General features: G+C 72.8%; 18 protein-coding genes. 6 read left to right on the top strand and 12 right to left on the bottom strand.

The features are described from left to right. Positions 1–63: 63 nt before the first annotated feature. The 3 genes from LZ495_RS21620 to LZ495_RS21610 all read right to left on the bottom strand — a co-directional run bounded on the left by LZ495_RS21620 (position 64) and on the right by LZ495_RS21610 (position 2,360). Complete coding sequence (locus tag LZ495_RS21620; RefSeq protein ID WP_235054282.1) at positions 64–738, bottom strand: hypothetical protein; 675 nt, start codon at positions 736–738, stop codon at positions 64–66. Positions 739–1,021: 283 nt separating this feature from the next. Then, on the bottom strand, positions 1,022–1,333 hold the full coding sequence (locus tag LZ495_RS21615) for a hypothetical protein (RefSeq protein WP_235054281.1): 312 nt from the start codon (positions 1,331–1,333) through the stop codon (positions 1,022–1,024). Positions 1,334–1,742: 409 nt separating this feature from the next. Beyond that, a complete protein-coding gene (locus LZ495_RS21610) occupies positions 1,743–2,360 on the bottom strand; it encodes a SigE family RNA polymerase sigma factor (RefSeq protein ID WP_235054279.1) in 618 nt (205 codons plus the stop codon). A 178-nt stretch (positions 2,361–2,538) separates the two neighbouring features. Between LZ495_RS21610 and LZ495_RS21605 the strand changes: the two genes are divergently transcribed. The 5 genes from LZ495_RS21605 to LZ495_RS21585 all read left to right on the top strand — a co-directional run bounded on the left by LZ495_RS21605 (position 2,539) and on the right by LZ495_RS21585 (position 7,150). Continuing rightward, positions 2,539–3,213 (top strand): response regulator, encoded by a 675-nt coding sequence (locus tag LZ495_RS21605; RefSeq protein ID WP_235054277.1) that lies wholly within the window; start codon positions 2,539–2,541, stop codon positions 3,211–3,213. A gap of 92 nt (positions 3,214–3,305) precedes the next feature. Beyond that, positions 3,306–4,991 carry an ATP-binding protein gene (locus tag LZ495_RS21600; RefSeq protein WP_372498627.1) on the top strand — a complete coding sequence of 562 codons (1,686 nt, stop codon included), beginning with the start codon at positions 3,306–3,308 and terminating at the stop codon, positions 4,989–4,991. Further along, positions 4,988–5,632: a GerMN domain-containing protein gene (locus tag LZ495_RS21595; protein WP_235054275.1), complete on the top strand. Its 645-nt coding sequence runs from the start codon at positions 4,988–4,990 to the stop codon at positions 5,630–5,632. The genes LZ495_RS21600 and LZ495_RS21595 overlap by 4 nt, the downstream gene beginning before the upstream one ends. Positions 5,633–5,853: 221 nt before the next feature. Beyond that, on the top strand, positions 5,854–6,060 hold the full coding sequence (locus LZ495_RS21590; protein WP_235054274.1) for a PspC domain-containing protein: 207 nt from the start codon (positions 5,854–5,856) through the stop codon (positions 6,058–6,060). Positions 6,061–6,157: 97 nt separating this feature from the next. Then, entirely contained in the window at positions 6,158–7,150 is a 993-nt protein-coding gene (locus LZ495_RS21585) for a trypsin-like serine peptidase (protein WP_235054273.1), read from the top strand. Between the two features lie 113 nt (positions 7,151–7,263). Here LZ495_RS21585 and LZ495_RS21580 read toward each other — a convergent pair whose 3' ends face one another. The 3 genes from LZ495_RS21580 to LZ495_RS21570 all read right to left on the bottom strand — a co-directional run bounded on the left by LZ495_RS21580 (position 7,264) and on the right by LZ495_RS21570 (position 9,909). Next, complete coding sequence (locus LZ495_RS21580; RefSeq protein WP_235054271.1) at positions 7,264–7,578, bottom strand: hypothetical protein; 315 nt, start codon at positions 7,576–7,578, stop codon at positions 7,264–7,266. A 156-nt stretch (positions 7,579–7,734) separates the two neighbouring features. Next, complete coding sequence (locus tag LZ495_RS21575) at positions 7,735–8,856, bottom strand: adenosine deaminase (RefSeq protein ID WP_235054269.1); 1,122 nt, start codon at positions 8,854–8,856, stop codon at positions 7,735–7,737. A 105-nt stretch (positions 8,857–8,961) separates the two neighbouring features. Next, positions 8,962–9,909, bottom strand: coding sequence for a LysR family transcriptional regulator (locus tag LZ495_RS21570; RefSeq protein ID WP_235054267.1), 948 nt, complete (start codon positions 9,907–9,909; stop codon positions 8,962–8,964). Positions 9,910–9,972: 63 nt separating this feature from the next. On the opposite strand from LZ495_RS21570, the gene LZ495_RS21565 reads away from it, so the two are divergent. Further along, positions 9,973–11,304: an MFS transporter gene (locus tag LZ495_RS21565; RefSeq protein ID WP_235054265.1), complete on the top strand. Its 1,332-nt coding sequence runs from the start codon at positions 9,973–9,975 to the stop codon at positions 11,302–11,304. 81 nt (positions 11,305–11,385) lie between these two features. Here LZ495_RS21565 and LZ495_RS21560 read toward each other — a convergent pair whose 3' ends face one another. The 6 genes from LZ495_RS21560 to LZ495_RS21535 form a co-directional block, all read right to left on the bottom strand. After that, the gene (locus tag LZ495_RS21560; protein ID WP_235054263.1) at positions 11,386–12,180 is read right to left on the bottom strand and encodes a hypothetical protein; all 795 of its coding nucleotides are present in this window, start codon (positions 12,178–12,180) and stop codon (positions 11,386–11,388) included. A 152-nt stretch (positions 12,181–12,332) separates the two neighbouring features. Then, a complete protein-coding gene (locus LZ495_RS21555) occupies positions 12,333–13,625 on the bottom strand; it encodes a thymidine phosphorylase (RefSeq protein WP_235054262.1) in 1,293 nt (430 codons plus the stop codon). A 12-nt stretch (positions 13,626–13,637) separates the two neighbouring features. Next, entirely contained in the window at positions 13,638–14,027 is a 390-nt protein-coding gene (locus LZ495_RS21550; RefSeq protein ID WP_308268496.1) for a cytidine deaminase, read from the bottom strand. 3 nt (positions 14,028–14,030) lie between these two features. After that, positions 14,031–15,347 carry an ABC transporter permease gene (locus LZ495_RS21545; protein WP_235054260.1) on the bottom strand — a complete coding sequence of 439 codons (1,317 nt, stop codon included), beginning with the start codon at positions 15,345–15,347 and terminating at the stop codon, positions 14,031–14,033. After that, positions 15,347–16,693: an ABC transporter permease gene (locus LZ495_RS21540; RefSeq protein WP_235054258.1), complete on the bottom strand. Its 1,347-nt coding sequence runs from the start codon at positions 16,691–16,693 to the stop codon at positions 15,347–15,349. The genes LZ495_RS21545 and LZ495_RS21540 overlap by 1 nt, the downstream gene beginning before the upstream one ends. Beyond that, entirely contained in the window at positions 16,690–18,318 is a 1,629-nt protein-coding gene (locus LZ495_RS21535) for an ABC transporter ATP-binding protein (protein WP_235054257.1), read from the bottom strand. Before LZ495_RS21535 ends, LZ495_RS21540 begins: the two co-directional genes overlap by 4 nt. Between the last annotated feature and the right edge of the window lie 96 nt (positions 18,319–18,414).

Genomic DNA, 18,414 nt, shown 5'->3' with positions numbered 1-18,414 from the left:
AGTCTGAGGCGGCGAGGGCCCGGCTCTTCGCGCTGCCGGGCACGGGTGTGCGTACGGCCGGGGTCAGCGGGGTGCGCCCGGGCCCTGCGGCGGCGGAGCGGAGGCGGCGTAGGCGCCCGTGGGCGGCACGGCGGCGTGGCCCGCGGTAGGCGGTGCGGGCGGCGGCACGTGCGGGGCACGGTACGCGCCGGTCACGGGCGGCGCCGCGGGCATCGGGCCGGGCTGCGGTGGCGGCTGCGGCGGCCCGTACGCGCCTTCGGCGACGCGGCCGCGGGTGACCGTGGGCGGGTGCGGCACCGCGAGCACGATCAGGAAGAAGTACGCGGCCAGCGCGAAAAGCCCCAGCACGGTGATGTTGAGGACCGTCTGCTGCACCCGCGCGCCCTCGGAGACCGGGGCGAACGCGCCGCCCTTGTAGGTCAGCGCGGCCAGCGCGGCGCCGAGGCCGGCGAGCGCCTGCGCACCGAGGACGGCCAGGGCCACCCGGGTGACGAGCCGCGACCGGGCCGGCGGGCGGCCCAGGTGGGTCACCAGCAGGACCGCGACGACCAGCAGGAACGGCGTCATGACGTGCAGCAGGTCGGCCTGCGCGCTGTAGGCGCGGGCGCGCAGGCCCTCGACCAGGGTCCCGGCCCCGAACAGCACGCGGGTGGCGGTGACCGCGAGGCCGACCGCGACGAAGCCGATCAGGGCCCAGGCGGCCGGCTCGCGCAGGCGCTGCGTCTCGGCGTGGTTCATGCCCGCGCCCCGTCCCGGATGCGGCACTCGGCACGAAGGCGCCGGATCGCCCGCACTGTTCGCGATGTTCGTATGCTCACGCGTCCCTCCCCGTCGGCACAGCCCTACCGTACGGGCAAGCGCCCCGGCCGCACCGGGCCGCGGCGCAAAACCGAACCCCCGGTGGCGGCCGCGGGGTTGGATACGGCTGCCACCGGGGGTCGGGACAGGGCGGCCGCCGCCGGCCGCGCCGGGTACCGGTGCCCCGGCGGGCGCCGCAGCCGCCCCGCGTCCTGGAACGTGCTCAGCCGCCGATCAGTTCACCCAGGTTGGTGCCCTTCGCGACCTTGCCGGTGGCCAGCGCGGTGCTGACCGGGAGATCGCCGACCTGGGTGCCGACCGAGTTGTCGAGCGGGTTGAAGCCGGTGCCCGCCAGCGGGTTGAGGGCCGCGTGCGTGATCGGCGCGGTCGCGGCGGGGAGCGCCGCGTCCAGTGCCGGGTCCAGCCGGGTCGGGGCCGGCGAGGTGGGGGAGGCGGTCGCGGCGGGGGCGGCCACGCCCAGGGCCACCGCGGCACCGATCGACGCGGCCATCACGGTACGCAGTGCCGAAGCCATGACAGGTCCTTCCGTTCGGCGCGGGCGGGTCCCGGCCGCGGGCCGGGGGCAGCCCGAGCGTTCTGCCGGACCGGACACCTTATGCATCCGATCAGACACGGAAGGTAGCGAAGGAAGCGGGGGCTCGGCAACGTGACACCCCAGCAAGGCCTCCCGCACAAGCGCTTCGGCACGGTTCGGAAACCGTTCCGGCACCACTCGGGAACCGAACACCCGCCGATGCCGTCCTCTCCCGCGTGGCACCCGTTCCCGGACGACCCGGTACGCGGACCGGCGCAGCACAAATGAAAGAAGTCCCGGGCCGGCCCTGAACGGACCACACCCGGGACTCCAGGTCCCCACCAAGCCCCCCCGGACCAGTGTGAACTCTCGCTGTTGTGCAGACCCCGCCGCGAAGGCAGGGCACGGATCAGGCGACCAGCTCCGCGAACGCCTCGTCCGCGCCGAAGCTGAGCGCCTCGTCCTCGCGCAGGCGGCGCAGCGCGCGCCAGATGCTGCTCTTGACGGTGCCGACCGAGACACCGAGGACCTCGGCGACCTCCGGGTCGGTGCGGCCCTCGTAGTAGCGCAGCACGAGCATCGTGCGCTGCGGCTCGGGCAGCTTGGCCAGCGCCTGCCACAGGACGGCACGCAGCTCGGTGTCGCCCATCGAGTCCGAACCGTCGGGACGCTCGGGCATCTCCTCGGTCGGGTACTCGCCGATCCGGCGCCGGCGCCATGCCGATATGTGCAGGTTGGTCATCGTGCGGCGCAGGTAGCCGCCGAGCGCGGCCTTGTCCTGGATGCGGCCCCACGCCTGGTACGTGCTCATGAGGGCGCTCTGCAGGAGGTCTTCGGCCTCGTTGCGGTCCCCCGTCAGGTGGTACGCGGTGGCGAAGAGCGCCGAGCGGCGCTCGCGCACATACGCCGTGAAGTCGTCGTCGATGCACCCGGTGTCGGCCGGAGCCGGCTTCGCGGTGCCGGCCGGCACCGCGGCGAGTGCCACCACCGTGCGGCGGTTCTCGTGGCGGTCGATCTGTGACTGCATGGTTCCTCCCCCAAACCCTGCTCCAACGCGAGCTTCGTTCACAGCCACAACTCTGCTGGTCGGGCTTCATCGGACCGTCCGCCTCGTGTCACAGCTGTGCAACAGGGCCGGGCACCCGAGAACCACGGAAAGCGGGCCCGTGTTCTTCCCACCCGTGACGTCAGACACAATGGCTCGCGTGCCCTACCTGTTGCTGATCGAGGACGACGAGGCCGTACGCACCGGCCTCGAACTCGCGCTGGGCCGCCAGGGCCACCGCGTGGTCACCGCTGCCACCGGCGAGCTCGGCCTGGAGCGGTGGCGCGAGCAGCGCCCCGACCTGATCGTGCTGGACGTGATGCTGCCCGGCATCGACGGCTTCGAGGTGTGCCGGCGGATCCGCCGCACCGACTCGCTGCCGATCATCCTGCTGACCGCGCGCAACGACGACATCGACGTCGTCGTCGGGCTCGAGTCGGGGGCCGACGACTACGTCGTCAAGCCGGTGCAGCCGCGCGTCCTGGACGCCCGGATCCGCGCGGTGCTGCGCCGCGGCGAACGCGAGGTGTCGGACGCCTCGGTGTTCGGCGACCTGGTGGTCGACCGCAACGCGATGATCGTCACCAAGGGCGGCGAGGAGCTCCAGCTCACCCCGACCGAGCTGCGGCTGCTGGTCGAGCTGAGCCGCCGCCCCGGGCAGGCGCTCTCCCGGCAGCAGTTGCTGCGGCTGGTGTGGGAGCACGACTACCTGGGCGACTCGCGGCTGGTCGACGCCTGCGTGCAGCGGCTGCGCGCCAAGGTCGAGCTGGTGCCGTCGGCGCCCACGCTCATCCGCACGGTCCGTGGCGTCGGTTACCGCCTCGACCCCCCGTGACCGGCCCGTTCACCCGGACCCGCCGACCCGCACGCCCCCGCACGCGCCGCCCGGTCCTGGCGCGGATCGGGCATGCCCTGCGGCTGAGTTCACTGCGTGTGCGGATCCTCGCGGTGTTCGCGATCGTGGCGCTGATCTCCGCGGTCGCGGCGTCCGGCATCGCCTACTGGCTGACCCGCAACGCGGTGCTGCAGCGCGCCCAGGACTCGGTGATCAAGGAGTTCCGGGACGGCTTGGGCCGCGTCTCGCTGGAGCTGCCGCCGAACCCGACGTCCGCCGAGCTGGAGGTCGCCGCGGAGCAGATGCGCAGCACCAGCTTCGGCTACCGGGTGGTGCTGGTCGGCGACGGCAACTCGGCGCCCGCGGAGGGCGACTTCACGCTGGCGGACGTGCCCGAGGACCTGCAGAAGGTCGTCAACACGCCGGACGCCGCGGGCAAGTTCCACATGTACTTCCAGCGCGTGAACATCAACGGCGAGCCGTACCTGATCGCCGGCACGAAGGTCGTCGCGTCCACGCCGGGCGCGCCCAACGGCCCCACCGGCTACATGTTCCAGTCGCTGCGCGCCGAGCAGACCGATCTGACGTCACTCGCCCGCTACCTGACCACGGGTGCCGTGCTGGCGCTCGGCGCGGCCGCGGTGCTGGCGCTGGTCGGTGCCCGGCACGTGCTGCGGCCGGTGCGCCGGCTCGGCGACGCCGCGCGCCAGTTGGGCGCCGGCAAGCTGGACACGCGCCTCGAGGTACGCGGCTCGGACGAGCTGGCCGATCTGGCCCGGACGTTCAACGACGCGGCCGAGAAGCTGGAGCGCAGCGTCAGCGAACTGCGCGCGCTGGAGGCGTCCTCGCGCCGGTTCGTCGCCGACGTGTCGCACGAACTCCGCACTCCGCTGGCCGCGATGACCGCGGTGAGCGAGCTCCTCGAAGAGGAGGCCGACAGCCTCGGCGAGCAGGGCGCGCCCGCGGCCCGCCTGGTGGTCGCCGAGATCGACCGGCTCGCGACGCTCGTCGAGGACCTCATGGAGGTGTCCCGGTTCGATGCGGGCACCGCCTCGCTGATCCTCGACGACGTGGACATCGCCGACCTGGTGACCGCGTGCCTGGACGCGCGGGCCTGGATGGACGCGGTCGACCTGCGCTCGCCGCGCGGCATCCTCGCCCGCGTGGACGCCCGGCGCCTGGACGTCATGGTGTCCAACCTGGTCGGCAACGCGCTGCGGCACGGCGGTTCGCCGGTGACCGTGGAGATCCGCCGCGAGCCCCGCGTGCACCTGCCCGGGCGGCCCGCCGCGGAGGGCACCGAAGACCTGGTCATCGACGTGTCCGACACCGGGCCCGGCATCCCGGAGGACGTCCTGCCGCACGTGTTCGACCGGTTCTACAAGGCGGACAGCTCGCGGGCCCGCTCCGAGGGCAGCGGTCTGGGGCTCTCCATCGTGATGGAGAACGCCCGTATCCACGGCGGCACCGCGTCGGCGTCCAATGTGCCGGGCGGGGGCGCGAAGTTCAGCCTGCGGCTGCCGCTCGTGCCGCCGGCCGACGAGGACATCGTCGGCCTCGACGACCCGGATGCGGACTGGGACGACCCGGACCCCGGCGTCGAGCCGGGACCGGACGACCTGCTGTCCGACGAGGACTTGGGCCTGGCCGCACCGGGCGGGAACGCAAGCGGGAACAGCACCGGGAACGGCAGCGGAAACGGCGGCGGCAGCGATGCCGACGACGACCTGCCCGGCTCCTCGGGGCCGCACGGTGCGGCCCGCGGGGGGCTGCGGTGAGCGGCGTGCGGCGGCGGCCGCGCACCGGGCTGCTCGTGGCCGGCGCGGTCGGCTCCGCGGTGCTGCTGGCCGGCTGCGGCATCCGGGCCACCGAAGGGCCGATCAACGCGGGCGACCCGGCCACCCGGCCGCAGGGCGCCACCGCCACGCAGGCGGTCCCGCAGCACCAGATCTACCTGGTCCGCGAAGGCCGCCCGCAGCCCGTGCCGCGCGGCGACGCGGTCGACCTGCAGCTCCCCGGGCCCGGTGCCACGCGCAGCGCGGCGGCCGGCGATCCGCTGCGCATGTCGCAGATCGACCGGCTGCTGCGCGAGCTGGCCAAGGGGCCGAACCCGGAGGAGGCCGCGCAGGGCTGGAGCACCGCGCTGCCGCCCGGCGGCGTGCGGCTGGCCGAGCCGCTGGCCGGCGACCCGGCGGACCTCGTCCGCCTGGACCTGGACTCGTTCGGCGCCATCGACGCGCTGGCGCTGGGCCAGATCGTGTGCACGCTGCAGCACGCGTCCCGGGCCAAGGAAGTGCCGCTGGCCGGACGGGCCGGACCGGGGAAGCCGCAGCAGTGCGCGGCCTTCCAGGCCGTCTCGGTGGGCCCTCCCCCGGCGAACGGAAAGCCGTCGGTGCCCGGTTCGACCGCGGCCTCCTGAGCCGGTCCGGGGCGCGGCTTTCGGCGCGCGTCCCGGCCGGGCGCTGCTCTCGGGGGCGACCCCGAGACGTCCCCTAGACCGCGGGGAGGAGTCCCGGAGTCCGCAAGGCGCAGGCCGCGGGGCCCGATCGCGGTACGCCAGGAGGACGGAACTCCCTTTTCCGGCACATACCTTCGATACAGGCGCAGCGATCGGCGCGGCGCCCTCGAAGGAGGCACGTCATGGCCATGTACGCGGCGCCCCGGCCCGCCACTCTCACCCGGCCCCGCGAAGGCCGCATGATCGCCGGCGTCTGCGCCGGCCTGGCCCGGCGCTTCGGCTGGTCGCCGCGCGCGGTGCGGATCGGCGTCGTCCTGTCCTGCCTGCTGCCCGGGCCGCAGTTCCTGGCCTACCTGGCGATGTGGGTGATCGTCCCGAACGAGAAGTGAGCCCGGACCGGACCGGTCCCCCCGCACCGGTCCGCAGGCCTGCGGTGCGCCTATCATCCGTGCAGGGGTCGGACGGCGTAGGCGAGGGGGAAGCCCGGTGGGGCCGACGTACCAGAAGAACCGGATCATCACGCTGTCCGTGGTGGGCGGCGTGATCGTCACACTGCTGGGGCTGTTCCTGAGCGGCTCGCTCGCCGTCGAGGCGGGCAAGACGTCGGCCATGTCGTCCAAGCGCTACTCCGACAAAGAGGTCGAGGACAACCAGAAGTTCTGGGACGACGAGGACCGCATCGGCGCGGCCAAGCCGGTCGCGCCCGGTGTCGAGGCGCCCTCGTCGCCGGGCTTCCGGCCGCCGGCCACGGTCGAGGCGGAGCTGGTGTCGGCGCCGTACGACGTCCCGGACAAGGCGATCCGCGGCAAGATCTTCTTCGAGGTGCCGGGGGGCATCGCGGAGTGCAGCGGCACGGTGGTCGAGCATGCGAGCCGCAACTTGGTGTGGACCGCGGCGCACTGCCTGCACGGCGGCAAGAACGGCGACTTCTACGGCCGCGTGATGTTCATCCCGGGCTACGACGGCTCCGCCAAGTCGCGCGCCGAGCGCGAACCGTACGGCGTGTGGCCGGCCCGGCAGGTCGAGGTCAGCGCGCAGTGGGTCAAGGATGCCGACCCGGAACGCGACAGCATCGCCTCGCCGTTCGACTTCGGGGCCTTCGAGGTGCAGCCGCCGGCCGGCAAGAAGGCGCTCGCCGACGAGATAGGCGCCAGCGCCGAGATCCTGTTCAACGCGCCCCGCAACCTGACCGTCGAGTCGTACGGCTACCCGGGCGAGGACCCGTTCGACGGCAAGGAGATGTACACCTGCTCGTCGCCGACCACCGACTTCCGCAACCGCGGCTGGCCCGACCCGGCGATGCTGTGGATGGGCTGCACGATGACCGGCGGCTCCAGCGGCGGCGGGTGGTTCGCCGAGGTGAACGGCCGCAGATACCTGGTCAGCAACATCTCGCTGGGCATCACCATGACCACGGCGCGCACCATGACCGGGCCCTATCTGGGCAATGCGGCCCAGGAGTTGTACAACCGGTTCTGACCCGGCGGGGCGCTCGGGGCGCCCGAGGCGCGCAGTCGGTCCGGCCCGGACACGGGAACGCCGGGTCGCGCCCACGGGAATGAGAGCGCGACCCGGCGAGTCGACCCGGGCGATCAGCCGCCGAGGCCGGGCACGCCGGGGAGACCCGGCAGCGCGCCGGTGGGCAGCTGGCTCGTCGGGAGGGTCTGCGTCGCGCTCCCCAGACCGCTGGTCACCTGACCGGTGGGGAGCTTGTCGGTGACCTGGCCGACCGGGAACGGCCCGACCATGCCGCCGTTGTTCTGCGCGACCTTGGGCAAGGCCGGCGCGGTGGGGTTGAGCAGGCCGGCGTTGCCGCCGGTGAGGGCGACGGCCGGAGCGGCCGCACCGGCGACGATCGCCGCACCGAGTCCGGCCGTGACAGCTGCCTTACGAGCTACCGATCCCATGAGCATCCTCATCTTCCGGACGCGGCACTGCCACGCCACGTGACGACATGAGCACGAAAGGTAGCGAACGCGGGATGGCAAGCGCAAAACGCCGCGAGCCGGCCCGGCCCCTTCGGCGGGGCCGGCCGGCTCGCGGCGTACGGGCGGATGCGCAGGTCAGGACTGCGCGAACAGCCACTCCGAACGCAGCGCGGCATAGCCCGGCTTGATCACCTCGTTGATCATCGCGAGGCGCTCGTCGAAGGGCAGGAACGCCGACTTCATGGCGTTCACGGTGAACCACTGCATGTCGTCCAGGCCGTACCCGAACGCCTCCGCGAGGTGCTCGAACTCGCGCGACATGGACGTGCCGGACATGAGCCTATTGTCGGTGTTGACGGTGACCCGGAAGTAGAGCTTGCGGAGCAGGCCGATCGGGTGGTCGCCGTACGAATCGGCGGCGCCGGTCTGCAGGTTCGAGGTCGGGCACATCTCCAGCGGGATGCGCTTGTCGCGCACGTACGCGGCGAGCCGGCCCAGCTCCACGGTGCCGTCGTCCTTGACCGTGATGTCGTCGATGATGCGCACGCCGTGGCCGAGCCGGTCCGCGCCGCACCACTGCACGGCCTCCCAGATCGACGGCAGGCCGAACGCCTCGCCGGCGTGGATGGTGAAGTGGAAGTTCTCGCGCTGCAGGTACTCGAACGCGTCGAGGTGCCGGGTGGGCGGGTGGCCCGCCTCGGCGCCCGCGATGTCGAAGCCGGCCACGCCCTGGTCGCGGTAGCGGTTGGCGAGCTCGGCGATCTCCAGCGAGCGGGCCGCGTGGCGCATCGCGGTGAGCAGCGCGCCGACCTTGATGCGGTGCCCCGCCTCGGCGGCGTTGCGCTCGCCGAGCCGGAAGCCCTCGTTGACCGCCACGACGACCTCGTCGAGGGTCAGGCCGGCTTCGAGGTGCTGCTCGGGGGCGTAGCGGATCTCGGCGTACACGACGCCGTCCGCGGCGAGGTCCTCGGCGCACTCGGCGGCCACCCGGACCAGCGCCTCGCGGGTCTGCATGACCGCGCAGGTGTGCGCGAACGTCTCCAGGTAGCGCTCCAGCGAGCCGGAGTCGGCCGCCTCGCGGAACCAGTCGCCGAGCGCCTCGGGATCGGTGGTGGGCAGGTTGCCGTAGCCGACGGCGGCGGCGAGTTCGACGATGGTGGCCGGACGCAGGCCGCCGTCGAGGTGGTCGTGGAGGAGAACCTTCGGGGCTCGGCGGATGTGCTCGGCCGAGGGCGAGGCTGCGTGATGGCTGTGCATGGGCAGACTTTAGTACCTACGCGCGTAGAAGGCACGAACGTCAGATGACGACATCGCACCGGAACGGCAACGGACGGGCGCTCCGCGGCGGGCCTGCCGGGCGGCTCAGTGCAGCAGTTGCCCGGTGCGGCCGAGCACGAACTCGCGGAACAAGCGCACCGGCGCGGTCTCCGGCCGCCCGGCGAGCCAGGCCAGCCCGATGGTCCGGTACGCGCGCGGCGCGCTCACCGCGAGCTGCACGGTGCCCGGGCGGGCCGCCTCCGGGGCGGGCAGCAGCGCGACGCCGAGCCCGGCGGCGACCAGGCCGCGCAGCGTCTCGGCCTCCTCGCCCTCGAACGCGACGCGCGGCACGAACCCGGCCTCGGCGCACAGCGCATCCGCGATGCGGCGCAGGCCGTAGCCCGGCTCCATGCACACGAACGTCTCCTCGGCGGCCTCGGCGAGGCGGACCCGCCGCCGTCCGGCGAGCCGGTGGTCGGCCGGCACCACCAGGTACAGCCGCTGCTCGCCGAGGGCCCGGACCGCGAGGTCCGGGGCGTCCGGCAGCGGCGAGGTCAGGCACAGGTCCAGTTCGCCCGCGCGCATGCGGTCCAGCATCACCGCGGCGGAGTCCTGCACGAGCGCGAAGCGGATGCCGGGGTGGTCCGCCCGGAAGGCGCGCAGCAGGCCCGGCACCGCCTCGGCGCCCATGGTGTGCAGGAACCCGAACGCCACCTTGCCCCGGGTCGCGCTCGCCTCGCCCTGGATCGCCGCACCGGCCTGCTCCAGCTGGTCCAGCACCGGCTCGACGGCGGCCAGCAGCATGCGGCCCTGCCGGGTCAGGCGTACGCCGCGCCCGGTGCGGACCAGCAGCGGCACGCCCAGCTCGGCCTCAAGGCGTGCCATGGTCCGGCTGAGCGTCGGCTGCGGCACGCCGAGTTGCTCGGCGGCGCGCGTGATGTGCTCGGCCTTCGCCACCGCCGCGAACTGCACGAGCCGCGGCGCCAGGATCTCGACCGGGTTTTCCCCCGCCGGATCGTCCGGCGGCCGCACTGACCTGCTCTCATACGCCATGGCATCAATCATCGCCGTTCCATGCATTGGACGCATGACTCGGGCCGTCCTAGGTTTCTTGGCATGCCCGCCGAACGCGAGCCGGCCTCCGCCGGCGACCCTGCCCCAGCACCTGCCCCGATACCTGCTCAGGCCGCCGCCCAGGACCCCGCGACCGCGGCCGCCGCCCCGGCGCGCCATGCGCGGGGCTCGGCCGGATACCGGCGCGTCAACCTCGCGCTGTTCCTCGCCGGATGCGCGACGTTCGCGATGCTCTACACCACCCAGACACTGCTGCCGCAGCTGTCCGGCAGCTTCCACCTGACGCCCGCTCAGGCCAGCGTTTCGGTGTCGGTGGCCACCGGTGCGCTGGCCCTCGCGGTCATCCCGGTGAGCATGCTGTCGGAGCGGGTCGGCCGCACCCGCATCATGACGGTGTCGGTCTTCGCCGCCGCGCTGCTGGGCGTCCTGGCCGCGTTCGCCCCGGACTTCGGCACCCTGGTCGCGCTGCGCACCCTGCAGGGCGTGGCGCTGGCCGGGCTCCCGGCGACCGCGATGGCGTACCTCGCCGAAGAGGTGGAGGGCACCTCGCTGGGCGCCGCGATGGGCCTGTACGTGGCGGGCAACAGCATCGGCGGCATGGGCGGCCGGCTGGTCACGGGACTGGCCGGCGACCTGGGCGGGTGGCGCACCGCGCTGCTGACCGTCGGGCTGGTCGCGCTCGGCTGCGCGATCGCGTTCCGGCTGCTGGTGCCCGCATCGCGCAACTTCCGGCCCGCGAAGGAGAGTCCGCGCGCCCTCGCGTCGACCCTGCGGGCCCACCTGGCGGACCCGACGCTGCGCCGCCTGTACCTGCTCGGCATGCTGTTCATGGCGGCGTTCGGCACGGTCTACAACTACCTGGGCTACCGGCTGCTCGCCGAGCCGTTCGGGCTGCCCGAGGCCGTGGTGGGCGCGGTGTTCGTCATCTACCTGGCGGGCACCTTCAGTTCGGCGGCCGCGGGGCGCATGGTCGGCCGCTTCGGACACCGCACCACGCTGTGGGCGGCCGCCGCGGTCACCGCCGCGGGCGCGCTGCTGACCCTGCCGGACCACTTGGCGTTCGTGGTGCCCGGCCTGATCGTGCTGACCGGCGGCTTCTTCGCCGGGCATGCGGCGGCGAGCGCCGCGGTGGGGCTGCGCGCGACGCACGGCCGCGCGCAGGCGTCCGCGCTGTACATCGCGGCGTACTACCTGGGCAGCAGCCTGGGCGGCCCGCTCGGCGGCGTGGCCTTCCACGACGCGGGCTGGCCCGGTGCCGTGGTGTTCGTGCTCGTCCTGTGCGCCCTGGCCGCGCTTGCGGCCGCGCGCCTGCTGCCTTCCGCTGCCACCCGGCCGGTCCGCGCCGCCGCCCCCCGCGCTGCCGTCCGCGCCTGACCGCGCGGCGCAGGCGGGGACGGGAGGACATCGTCCGGGGCTCCCGGGACCGGCGCTCGGCCGGTCCCGGTTCCCGGATGGCTACTTGGTGGCGTCCTTGATCTTCTTGACCTGCTGGTCGACGATTTCGCGGTCGGGGAGCTCCGAGGTGAACTCCTTGGTGTCGAGGTTCACGAACACCGCGAGCTGGTCGCCTACCCGGACGATCAGGTAGCTGGTCGGTACCGGCTTGGCCAATCCCGGTGCGGAGGTGGTCAGTTCGATGGCCAGGGTTGTGTCGGCGGACGACTCCATCGCGGCCTTCTTGGCCGTGTAGGTGGCGATCATGCCGTTCTTCTCGGCCGTGAAGGTCGCGCACTTGGGGAGCGCCGCAATCGCCTCGTCGACGAGCTTCTTCGCGCCCCCCGGCTTGTAGCTCGCGACCATGATGACGTTGAGCGGGTTCTCGTCGCCGTCGATCTTGTAGCGCTTGCCGACGTGCGCTTCGTCCTTCTTGACCGCGATGCCGCCGGACAGCACGTCCATCACCGGTCGGCACTCCGCCTTTTGCGGGACCGGCTCGGACGCGGACTGCTCGAACGACTCGACGGTCACCGTGGGCGGCACGTCGGCCTTGCCGAGCACGACCTGCTCGAGCTGGTCCTCGGTCAGCGCCTTGGACGTGCCGCCGGTCGGAGTGCCGCCGGTCGGAGTGGCGGAAGCCTTGCCGTCGGGCGCCTGCTGCGATGCCGAAGCGGCGGGGGTCTCCGTCGACTTGCCCTGCGCGGGCGGGTCCTTGGGGTCGTCGTCACCGCCGCATGCGGTGGCGGCGAGCAGCAGGGACGTCGCGGTGGCGGCCGCCGCGAGAAGTCGGCGCGGACGGGACGGTATGGCCATGTTGTGCACCTCGGGAACGCGGCGCCGGCCCGTGCGTGGGGCCTGACGCACGGACAGGGCGGCCAGGCTATCGGCCGCCCTGTGCGAGCGTGCGGGTAATCGGCCGGAGCCCAGGAGGCCCGGTGTGTCGCCCGGGTCTTCCCGGGACCGGGTCAGGCGGTCGGGCCGATCCGGTCGATGACGATGGGCGTCGGCGCGAACGCGGTGCCCGCGGCGGCGATGTCGTGGCTGCCGGCCAGCGCCTCCAGCGCGTAGTCGAAGCGCTCCGGGGTGTCGGTGTGCAGGGTGAGCAGCGGCTGCCCGGCGGTGACGCGGTCGCCCGGCTTGGCGTGGATCTCGACGCCCGCGCCGGCCTGCACGGCCTCTTCCTTGCGGGCCCGGCCGGCCCCGAGGCGCCAGGCCGCGACGCCCACGCCGTACGCGTCCAGGCGCGTCAGCACGCCGCTCTCCGCCGCGGTGACGACGTGCGTCTCGCGGGCGGTGGGCAGCGGCGCGTCCGGGTCGCCGCCCTGCGCGGCGATCATGCGGCGCCACGCGTCCATCGCGGCACCGTTCTTGAGCGCGTCGGCCGGGTCCTTGTCGGTGACGCCCGCGGCGGCCAGCATTTCGCGGGCCAGCGCGAGAGTCAGCTCGACGACGTCCGCGGGGCCGCCGCCGGCCAGCACCTCGACGGACTCCCGGACTTCGAGGGCGTTGCCCGCGGTGAGGCCCAGCGGGGTGGACATGTCGGTCAGCAGCGCGACCGTCCTGACGCCGTGGTCCACGCCCAACCGCACCATGGTGCGGGCGAGTTCGCGGGCGTCGGCGAGGTCCTTCATGAACGCGCCGGTGCCCACCTTGACGTCCAGGACCAGCGCGCCGGTGCCCTCGGCGATCTTCTTGCTCATGATCGAGCTGGCGATCAGCGGGATGGCCTCGACGGTGCCGGTGACGTCGCGCAGCGCGTACAGCTTCTTGTCGGCGGGCGCGAGGCCGTCGCCGGCCGCGCAGATCACCGCGCCGACGTCCTCCAGGACGGCGAGCATCTCGTCGTTGGACAGCAGCGCGCGCCAGCCGGGGATGGCCTCCAGCTTGTCCAGCGTGCCGCCGGTGTGGCCGAGGCCGCGGCCGGACAGCTGCGGGACGGCCACGCCGCAGGCCGCGACGAGCGGGGCGAGCGGCAGGGTGATCTTGTCGCCGACGCCGCCGGTGGAGTGCTTGTCGGCGGTCGGCCGGGACAGCCCGGAGAAGTCCATCCGCTCACCGGACGCGATCATCGCGTCGGTCCAGCGGTTGATCTCCGCGGCCGTCATGCCGTTGAGCAGGATCGCCATCGCCAGGGCGGACATCTGCTCGTCCGCGACCTCGCCCCGCGTGTAGGCGTCGACCACCCAGTCGATCTGACGGTCGGTCAGCTCGCCTCGGTCGCGCTTGGTGCGGATGACGGAGATGGCGTCCATGCTCAACGTGCTCCTCGCTCAGTTCAGGTTGTCGGGGCCGAACGCATCCGGCAGCAGCTCGGACAGCGGCCGTATCCCCTTGGCGGTGTCCACCAGCAGCGCCGGGCCGCCGTGCTCCCACAGGAGCTGGCGGCAGCGGCCGCACGGCATCAGGACCGCGCCGCCGCCGTCGCAGCACGTGAAGGCGACCAGCCTGCCGCCGCCGCTCGCGTGCAGTGCGGACACCAGGCCGCACTCCGCGCACAGCGTGACGCCGTACGAGGCGTTCTCCACGTTGCAGCCGGACACCGTGCGGCCGTCGTCGACGAGCGCCGCGGCGCCCACCGGGTACTTCGAGTACGGGGCGTACGCATGCCCCATCGCCTCGGCGGCGGCCGCGCGCAGCGCCGCCCAATCGATCTCGGCCACGGATCAGCCCTTCACGTACGGCTTGTTGGCCGCGGCCGGCGGCCGCACCTTGCCCACCAGGCCGGCCACCGCGAACACCGTGACGATGTACGGCAGCATGGTCAGGAACTCGGTCGGGATCGGCGTCTGCAGGGTCTGCAGCGAGGTGGCCAGCGCCTTGAAGAAGCCGAACATCAGCGCCGCGGCGACCGCGCCCAGCGGCCGCCAGCGGCCGAAGATGACCGCGGCAAGCGCGATGTAGCCCGCGCCGGAGGCCATGTCCTTGCTGAACGAGCCGACCGTGCCGATGGTCAGGAACGCGCCGCCGATGCCCGCGATGCAGCCGGCCATCGAGACGTTCAGGTACCGGGTGCGGTTGACCTTGATGCCGACCGTGTCCGCCGCGGTGGGGTGCTCGCCGACCGCGCGGGCGCGCAGGCCCCAGCGGGTGTTGAAGAGCGCGAAGTGCACGATCACGACCAGCGCGTACATCAGGTACACGATGATGTTGACGTCGAACAGCACCGGGCCGATGACCGGGATGTCGGACAGCAGCGGGATCGCGTGGCTCTGGAAGATGTCCGGGTTGTTGTACTTGTCGGCGTTCGGGCGCATCAGCTGCGAGTACAGGAAGCCGGTCAGGCCGGCCACCAGCAGGTTGATGACGACACCGAGGACGACCTGCTCGACGACATAGCGCACCGCGAACACCGCGAGCAGCAGGCCCACCAGGCCGCCCGCCACCGCGCCCGCGATCAGGCCGGCCCACAGCGAGTCGGTGACCGACGCGGTGAGCGCGGCGCCGAACGCGCCGAACAGGAACTGGCCTTCGATGGCGATGTTGACGATGCCGGAACGCTCGCCGATGACGCCCGCGAGGGCGCCCAGGATGAGCGGGGTGGCGGCGAGCATGGTGTTCTGCAGCGCGCCCGCGAAGGACATCTGCTTGCCGGCCACCGCCCAGCACAGGAAGGCGACCAGGAAGGCCACCACGAACACCCCGGCGGTGAGCCGGCCCACGAGCTTGTTGTCCGGGGCCAGCACGATGCGCGCCACACCGGCCGCCATGCACAGCACCGCCATGGCGATGGCGGTGGCGCGCGCGGCGACGTCCAGGTCGCCGACCTCGGGGCCGGAACCGGACACGGTCATGCCGAACGTCGCGTCGATGCCGCTCTTGGTGCCCAGGCCGAACGCCCACAGCGCGTACAGGCCGAGCAGGATGAAGCCGCCGCCGGTGATCAGGGCGCGGCGCCGGGCCGCGGCCCGCAGCGTGCGCGCGGCGGCACCGGAGGCCTCCTGCGGCGCTTCCGCCTCGGGCGTGATGAGAGTGTTCGACATCAGACGGCCTCCGCCCCTGCGGTTTCCTTCGCCACCAGGCCGCCTTCGCCGCCCTTGTGCGCGCCCTTGAGGCGGAAGATCGTGCGGACCAGTGCGGGCGCCGCGACGCACAGCACGATGACCGCCTGGATGACCATGACGATGTCGATGGAGACGCCGGCCGCCGCCTGCATCGTCGAACCGCCGGCCTGCAGGGCGCCGAACAGCAGCGCCGCGAACACCACGCCGAGCGGCTTGGTGCGGCCGAGCAGGGCGACCGTGATGGCGGTGAAGCCGAGGCCCGCGTCGATGGTCGGGCTCAGCTGGTGGCCCGCGTTGTACGGACCGGCCAGCTGGCACACGCCGACCATGCCGGCCAGACCGCCGGCGATCGCCATCGAGACGATCTGCGCGCGGCCCACGCTCATGCCCGCGGTGCGTGCGGCGTCCGGGTTGGATCCGACCGCGCGCAGCTCGAAGCCCATCGCGGAGCGGTTGAGGATCCACCAGTACAGCGCGACCGCGGCCAGCGCCAGGATGATGCCGAGGTTGATGCGCAGCTCGTCGCCGAACAGCCGGGGCAGCAGCGCGCCGTCGTCCAGCGGCTTGCCGATCGGCTGCTGCTGGTCGGCCTCGCGGAACGTCGTGGTGGTGAGCAGCCAGCCCAGGAAGTACACCGCGATGTAGTTGAACATGATCGTGACGATCACTTCGTGGGCCCCGAAGCGCGCCTTGAGCACGCCTGCCAGGCCCGCGTACAGCGCGCCGCCGATGATGCCGCCGAGCATGACCAGGATCAGCAGGAGCGCGCCGGGCAGGTCGAAGGTGAAGCCGACCCAGGAGGCCAGGATCGCGCCCGCGATCAGCTGGCCCTGCGCACCGATGTTGAACAGGCCGGCCCGGAACGCGATGGAGACCGCGAGACCGCCGAAGATCAGCGGGGTGGCCATCGAGATGGTCTCGGAGATCGGCTTGAGGATGTAGGGCGCGTAGTTCGAGTCGAGCGTGTCCGGGTCGAGGATCGCCCCCTTGAACAGCGCGACGTACGCGTCCTTCACCACGGTCCAGGACGCCGACAGGGCGTCTCCCGGGTCCGCGAAGAAGTACTGGTACTTGTCCAGGACGTCCTGGTCGGACAGCACGATCAGGATCGCGCCGACGACCAGCGCCAGCACGATCGCGAGGAAGGTGACCACGGCCGAGTTGCCGGTCACGATGCCGTCGAGAACCTGGCGGCCGAACGACTTCTGCGGCGCCTTGGCGGCGGGCTGCGTCGCGGTCGGCGCGGCGGCCGGCTCGTTCGCCTTGCCGGAACCGCTCGCGTCGTTCGCGTCGTTGCCGCGGTTCGCGTTGTTCGACTCGGTCATGCCTGTCCCTCCTCCCCGGCGGTCGGGTCGGCCTCGGGCGCGGAGCCCTCGGCGGTCGCGGTGCTGTCGTCCTCGGTCACGAGGTTCGGGTTGCCGGCCGCGCGGGCCAGCAGCTCCGGGTCGTCGACGCCGGCCATCAGCAGGCCGAGCTGCTCGCGGCTCGCGGTGGGCGGCACGATGCCGACGATGCGGCCGCGGTACATGACCGCGATCCGGTCGGCCAGCGCGACCACTTCGTCCAGTTCGGTGGACACGATGATCACCGGGGTGCCGATGTCGCGCTCCGCGACGATGCGCTGGTGGATGAACTCCATCGCGCCGACGTCCACGCCGCGGGTGGGCTGGGACGCGATGAACATCCGCAGCGGGCGGGACATCTCGCGGGCGACGACGACCTTCTGCTGGTTGCCGCCGGACAGCGAGCCGGCCGGGGTGTCGATGCTCTGGGTGCGGATGTCGAACTCCGCGACGCGCTTGCGCGCGTTGTCCCGGACCGCCTTGGGGTCCACCGAGATGCCGTTGCCGAACGGCGGCCGGGTGACCAGGTCCAGGACCAGGTTCTCGGAGACGGTGAACTCGCCGACGATGCCGTCGTGCTGGCGGTCCTCGGGGACGAACCCGACGCCGGCGTCCAGCGTCTTGCGCGGGCTCAGCGCGGTGATGTCCCGGCCGTCCAGGCGGATCGATCCGGCAGCCGGCCTGCGCAGGCCGAGGATGGCCTGGGTCAGCTCGGTCTGGCCGTTGCCCTGCACGCCCGCGATGCCGAGGATCTCGCCCTCGCGCAACTCCAGGTCGACCGCGTCGACCTGGACGTTGCCGAAGTCGTCGAGCACGGTGAGCTTGTCCAGCGCGAACCGCACCTCGCCGGGCTGCGCCGGCTCCTTGTGCACCACCAGGTCGACCGGGCGGCCGACCATGAGCGAGGCCAGTTCGGTCTCCGAGGCCGCGGGGTCGGCGCTGCCGACCACCTTGCCGCGCCGGATGACCGTGATGCGGTCCGCGACCGCCTTGACCTCTTTGAGCTTGTGGGTGATGAAGACGATGGACACCCCGGACTCGCGCAGCGAGCGCATGACCCGGAACAGCTCCTCGGTCTCCTGCGGGGTCAGCACCGCGGTGGGCTCGTCGAGGATGAGCACCTTCGCGTCGCGGACCAGCGCCTTGAGGATCTCCACGCGCTGCTGCAGGCCGACCGGGAGGTCCTCGACCAGGGCGTCCGGGTCGACCGCGAGGCCGTACTCGGCGACCAGGTCGAGCACCTTCTTCTTGGCGCGGCGGCGGTCCAGCCAGCCGAGCGCCTGGGTCTCCTCGTGGCCGAGCATGACGTTCTCGGCGACGGTGAAGACCGGGACCAGCATGAAGTGCTGGTGCACCATGCCGATGCCGGCCGCGATGGCGTCGCCGGCGGTCCTGAACTCCCGCGGCGTGCCGTCGACCACGATCTCGCCCGAGGTGGGCTCGTAGAGCCCGTACAGGACGTTCATCAGGGTCGACTTGCCCGCGCCGTTCTCCCCGAGGAGGCAGTGGATCTCTCCGGGCTCGACGGTCAGGTCGATGTGGTCGTTCGCGACCAGCGATCCGAACCGTTTCGTGATCCCGCGCAGTTCCAGCTTCAGCGCGGTCACCTCCTCAGCGGCGCTACGTCCCGGGCGGCGGGGCGTGCGGGGGTGGTCAAGGGTTCTGGTGCTGCGGGTGAAGCGATGCGCCGCGGCCCGTCGGAG

The sequence above is a fragment of the Yinghuangia soli genome (assembly GCF_021502675.1).
In the GTDB taxonomy this organism is placed as follows: Bacteria; Actinomycetota; Actinomycetes; order Streptomycetales; family Streptomycetaceae; genus Yinghuangia; species Yinghuangia soli.
This window is presented reverse-complemented; position numbering and strand designations above follow the sequence as displayed.

Excerpts from the sequence above, each read along its gene's own strand:
- LZ495_RS21620 (WP_235054282.1), bottom strand. The coding sequence starts at position 738 with ATGAACCACGCCGAGACGCAGCGCCTGCGCGAGCCGGCCGCCTGGGCC.
- LZ495_RS21615 (WP_235054281.1), bottom strand. The coding sequence starts at position 1,333 with ATGGCTTCGGCACTGCGTACCGTGATGGCCGCGTCGATCGGTGCCGCG.
- LZ495_RS21610 (WP_235054279.1), bottom strand. The coding sequence starts at position 2,360 with ATGCAGTCACAGATCGACCGCCACGAGAACCGCCGCACGGTGGTGGCA.
- LZ495_RS21590 (WP_235054274.1), top strand. The coding sequence starts at position 5,854 with ATGGCCATGTACGCGGCGCCCCGGCCCGCCACTCTCACCCGGCCCCGC.
- LZ495_RS21580 (WP_235054271.1), bottom strand. The coding sequence starts at position 7,578 with ATGGGATCGGTAGCTCGTAAGGCAGCTGTCACGGCCGGACTCGGTGCG.
- LZ495_RS21575 (WP_235054269.1), bottom strand. The coding sequence starts at position 8,856 with ATGCACAGCCATCACGCAGCCTCGCCCTCGGCCGAGCACATCCGCCGA.
- LZ495_RS21570 (WP_235054267.1), bottom strand. The coding sequence starts at position 9,909 with ATGGCGTATGAGAGCAGGTCAGTGCGGCCGCCGGACGATCCGGCGGGG.
- LZ495_RS21565 (WP_235054265.1), top strand. The coding sequence starts at position 9,973 with ATGCCCGCCGAACGCGAGCCGGCCTCCGCCGGCGACCCTGCCCCAGCA.
- LZ495_RS21560 (WP_235054263.1), bottom strand. The coding sequence starts at position 12,180 with ATGGCCATACCGTCCCGTCCGCGCCGACTTCTCGCGGCGGCCGCCACC.
- LZ495_RS21545 (WP_235054260.1), bottom strand. The coding sequence starts at position 15,347 with ATGTCGAACACTCTCATCACGCCCGAGGCGGAAGCGCCGCAGGAGGCC.
- LZ495_RS21540 (WP_235054258.1), bottom strand. The coding sequence starts at position 16,693 with ATGACCGAGTCGAACAACGCGAACCGCGGCAACGACGCGAACGACGCG.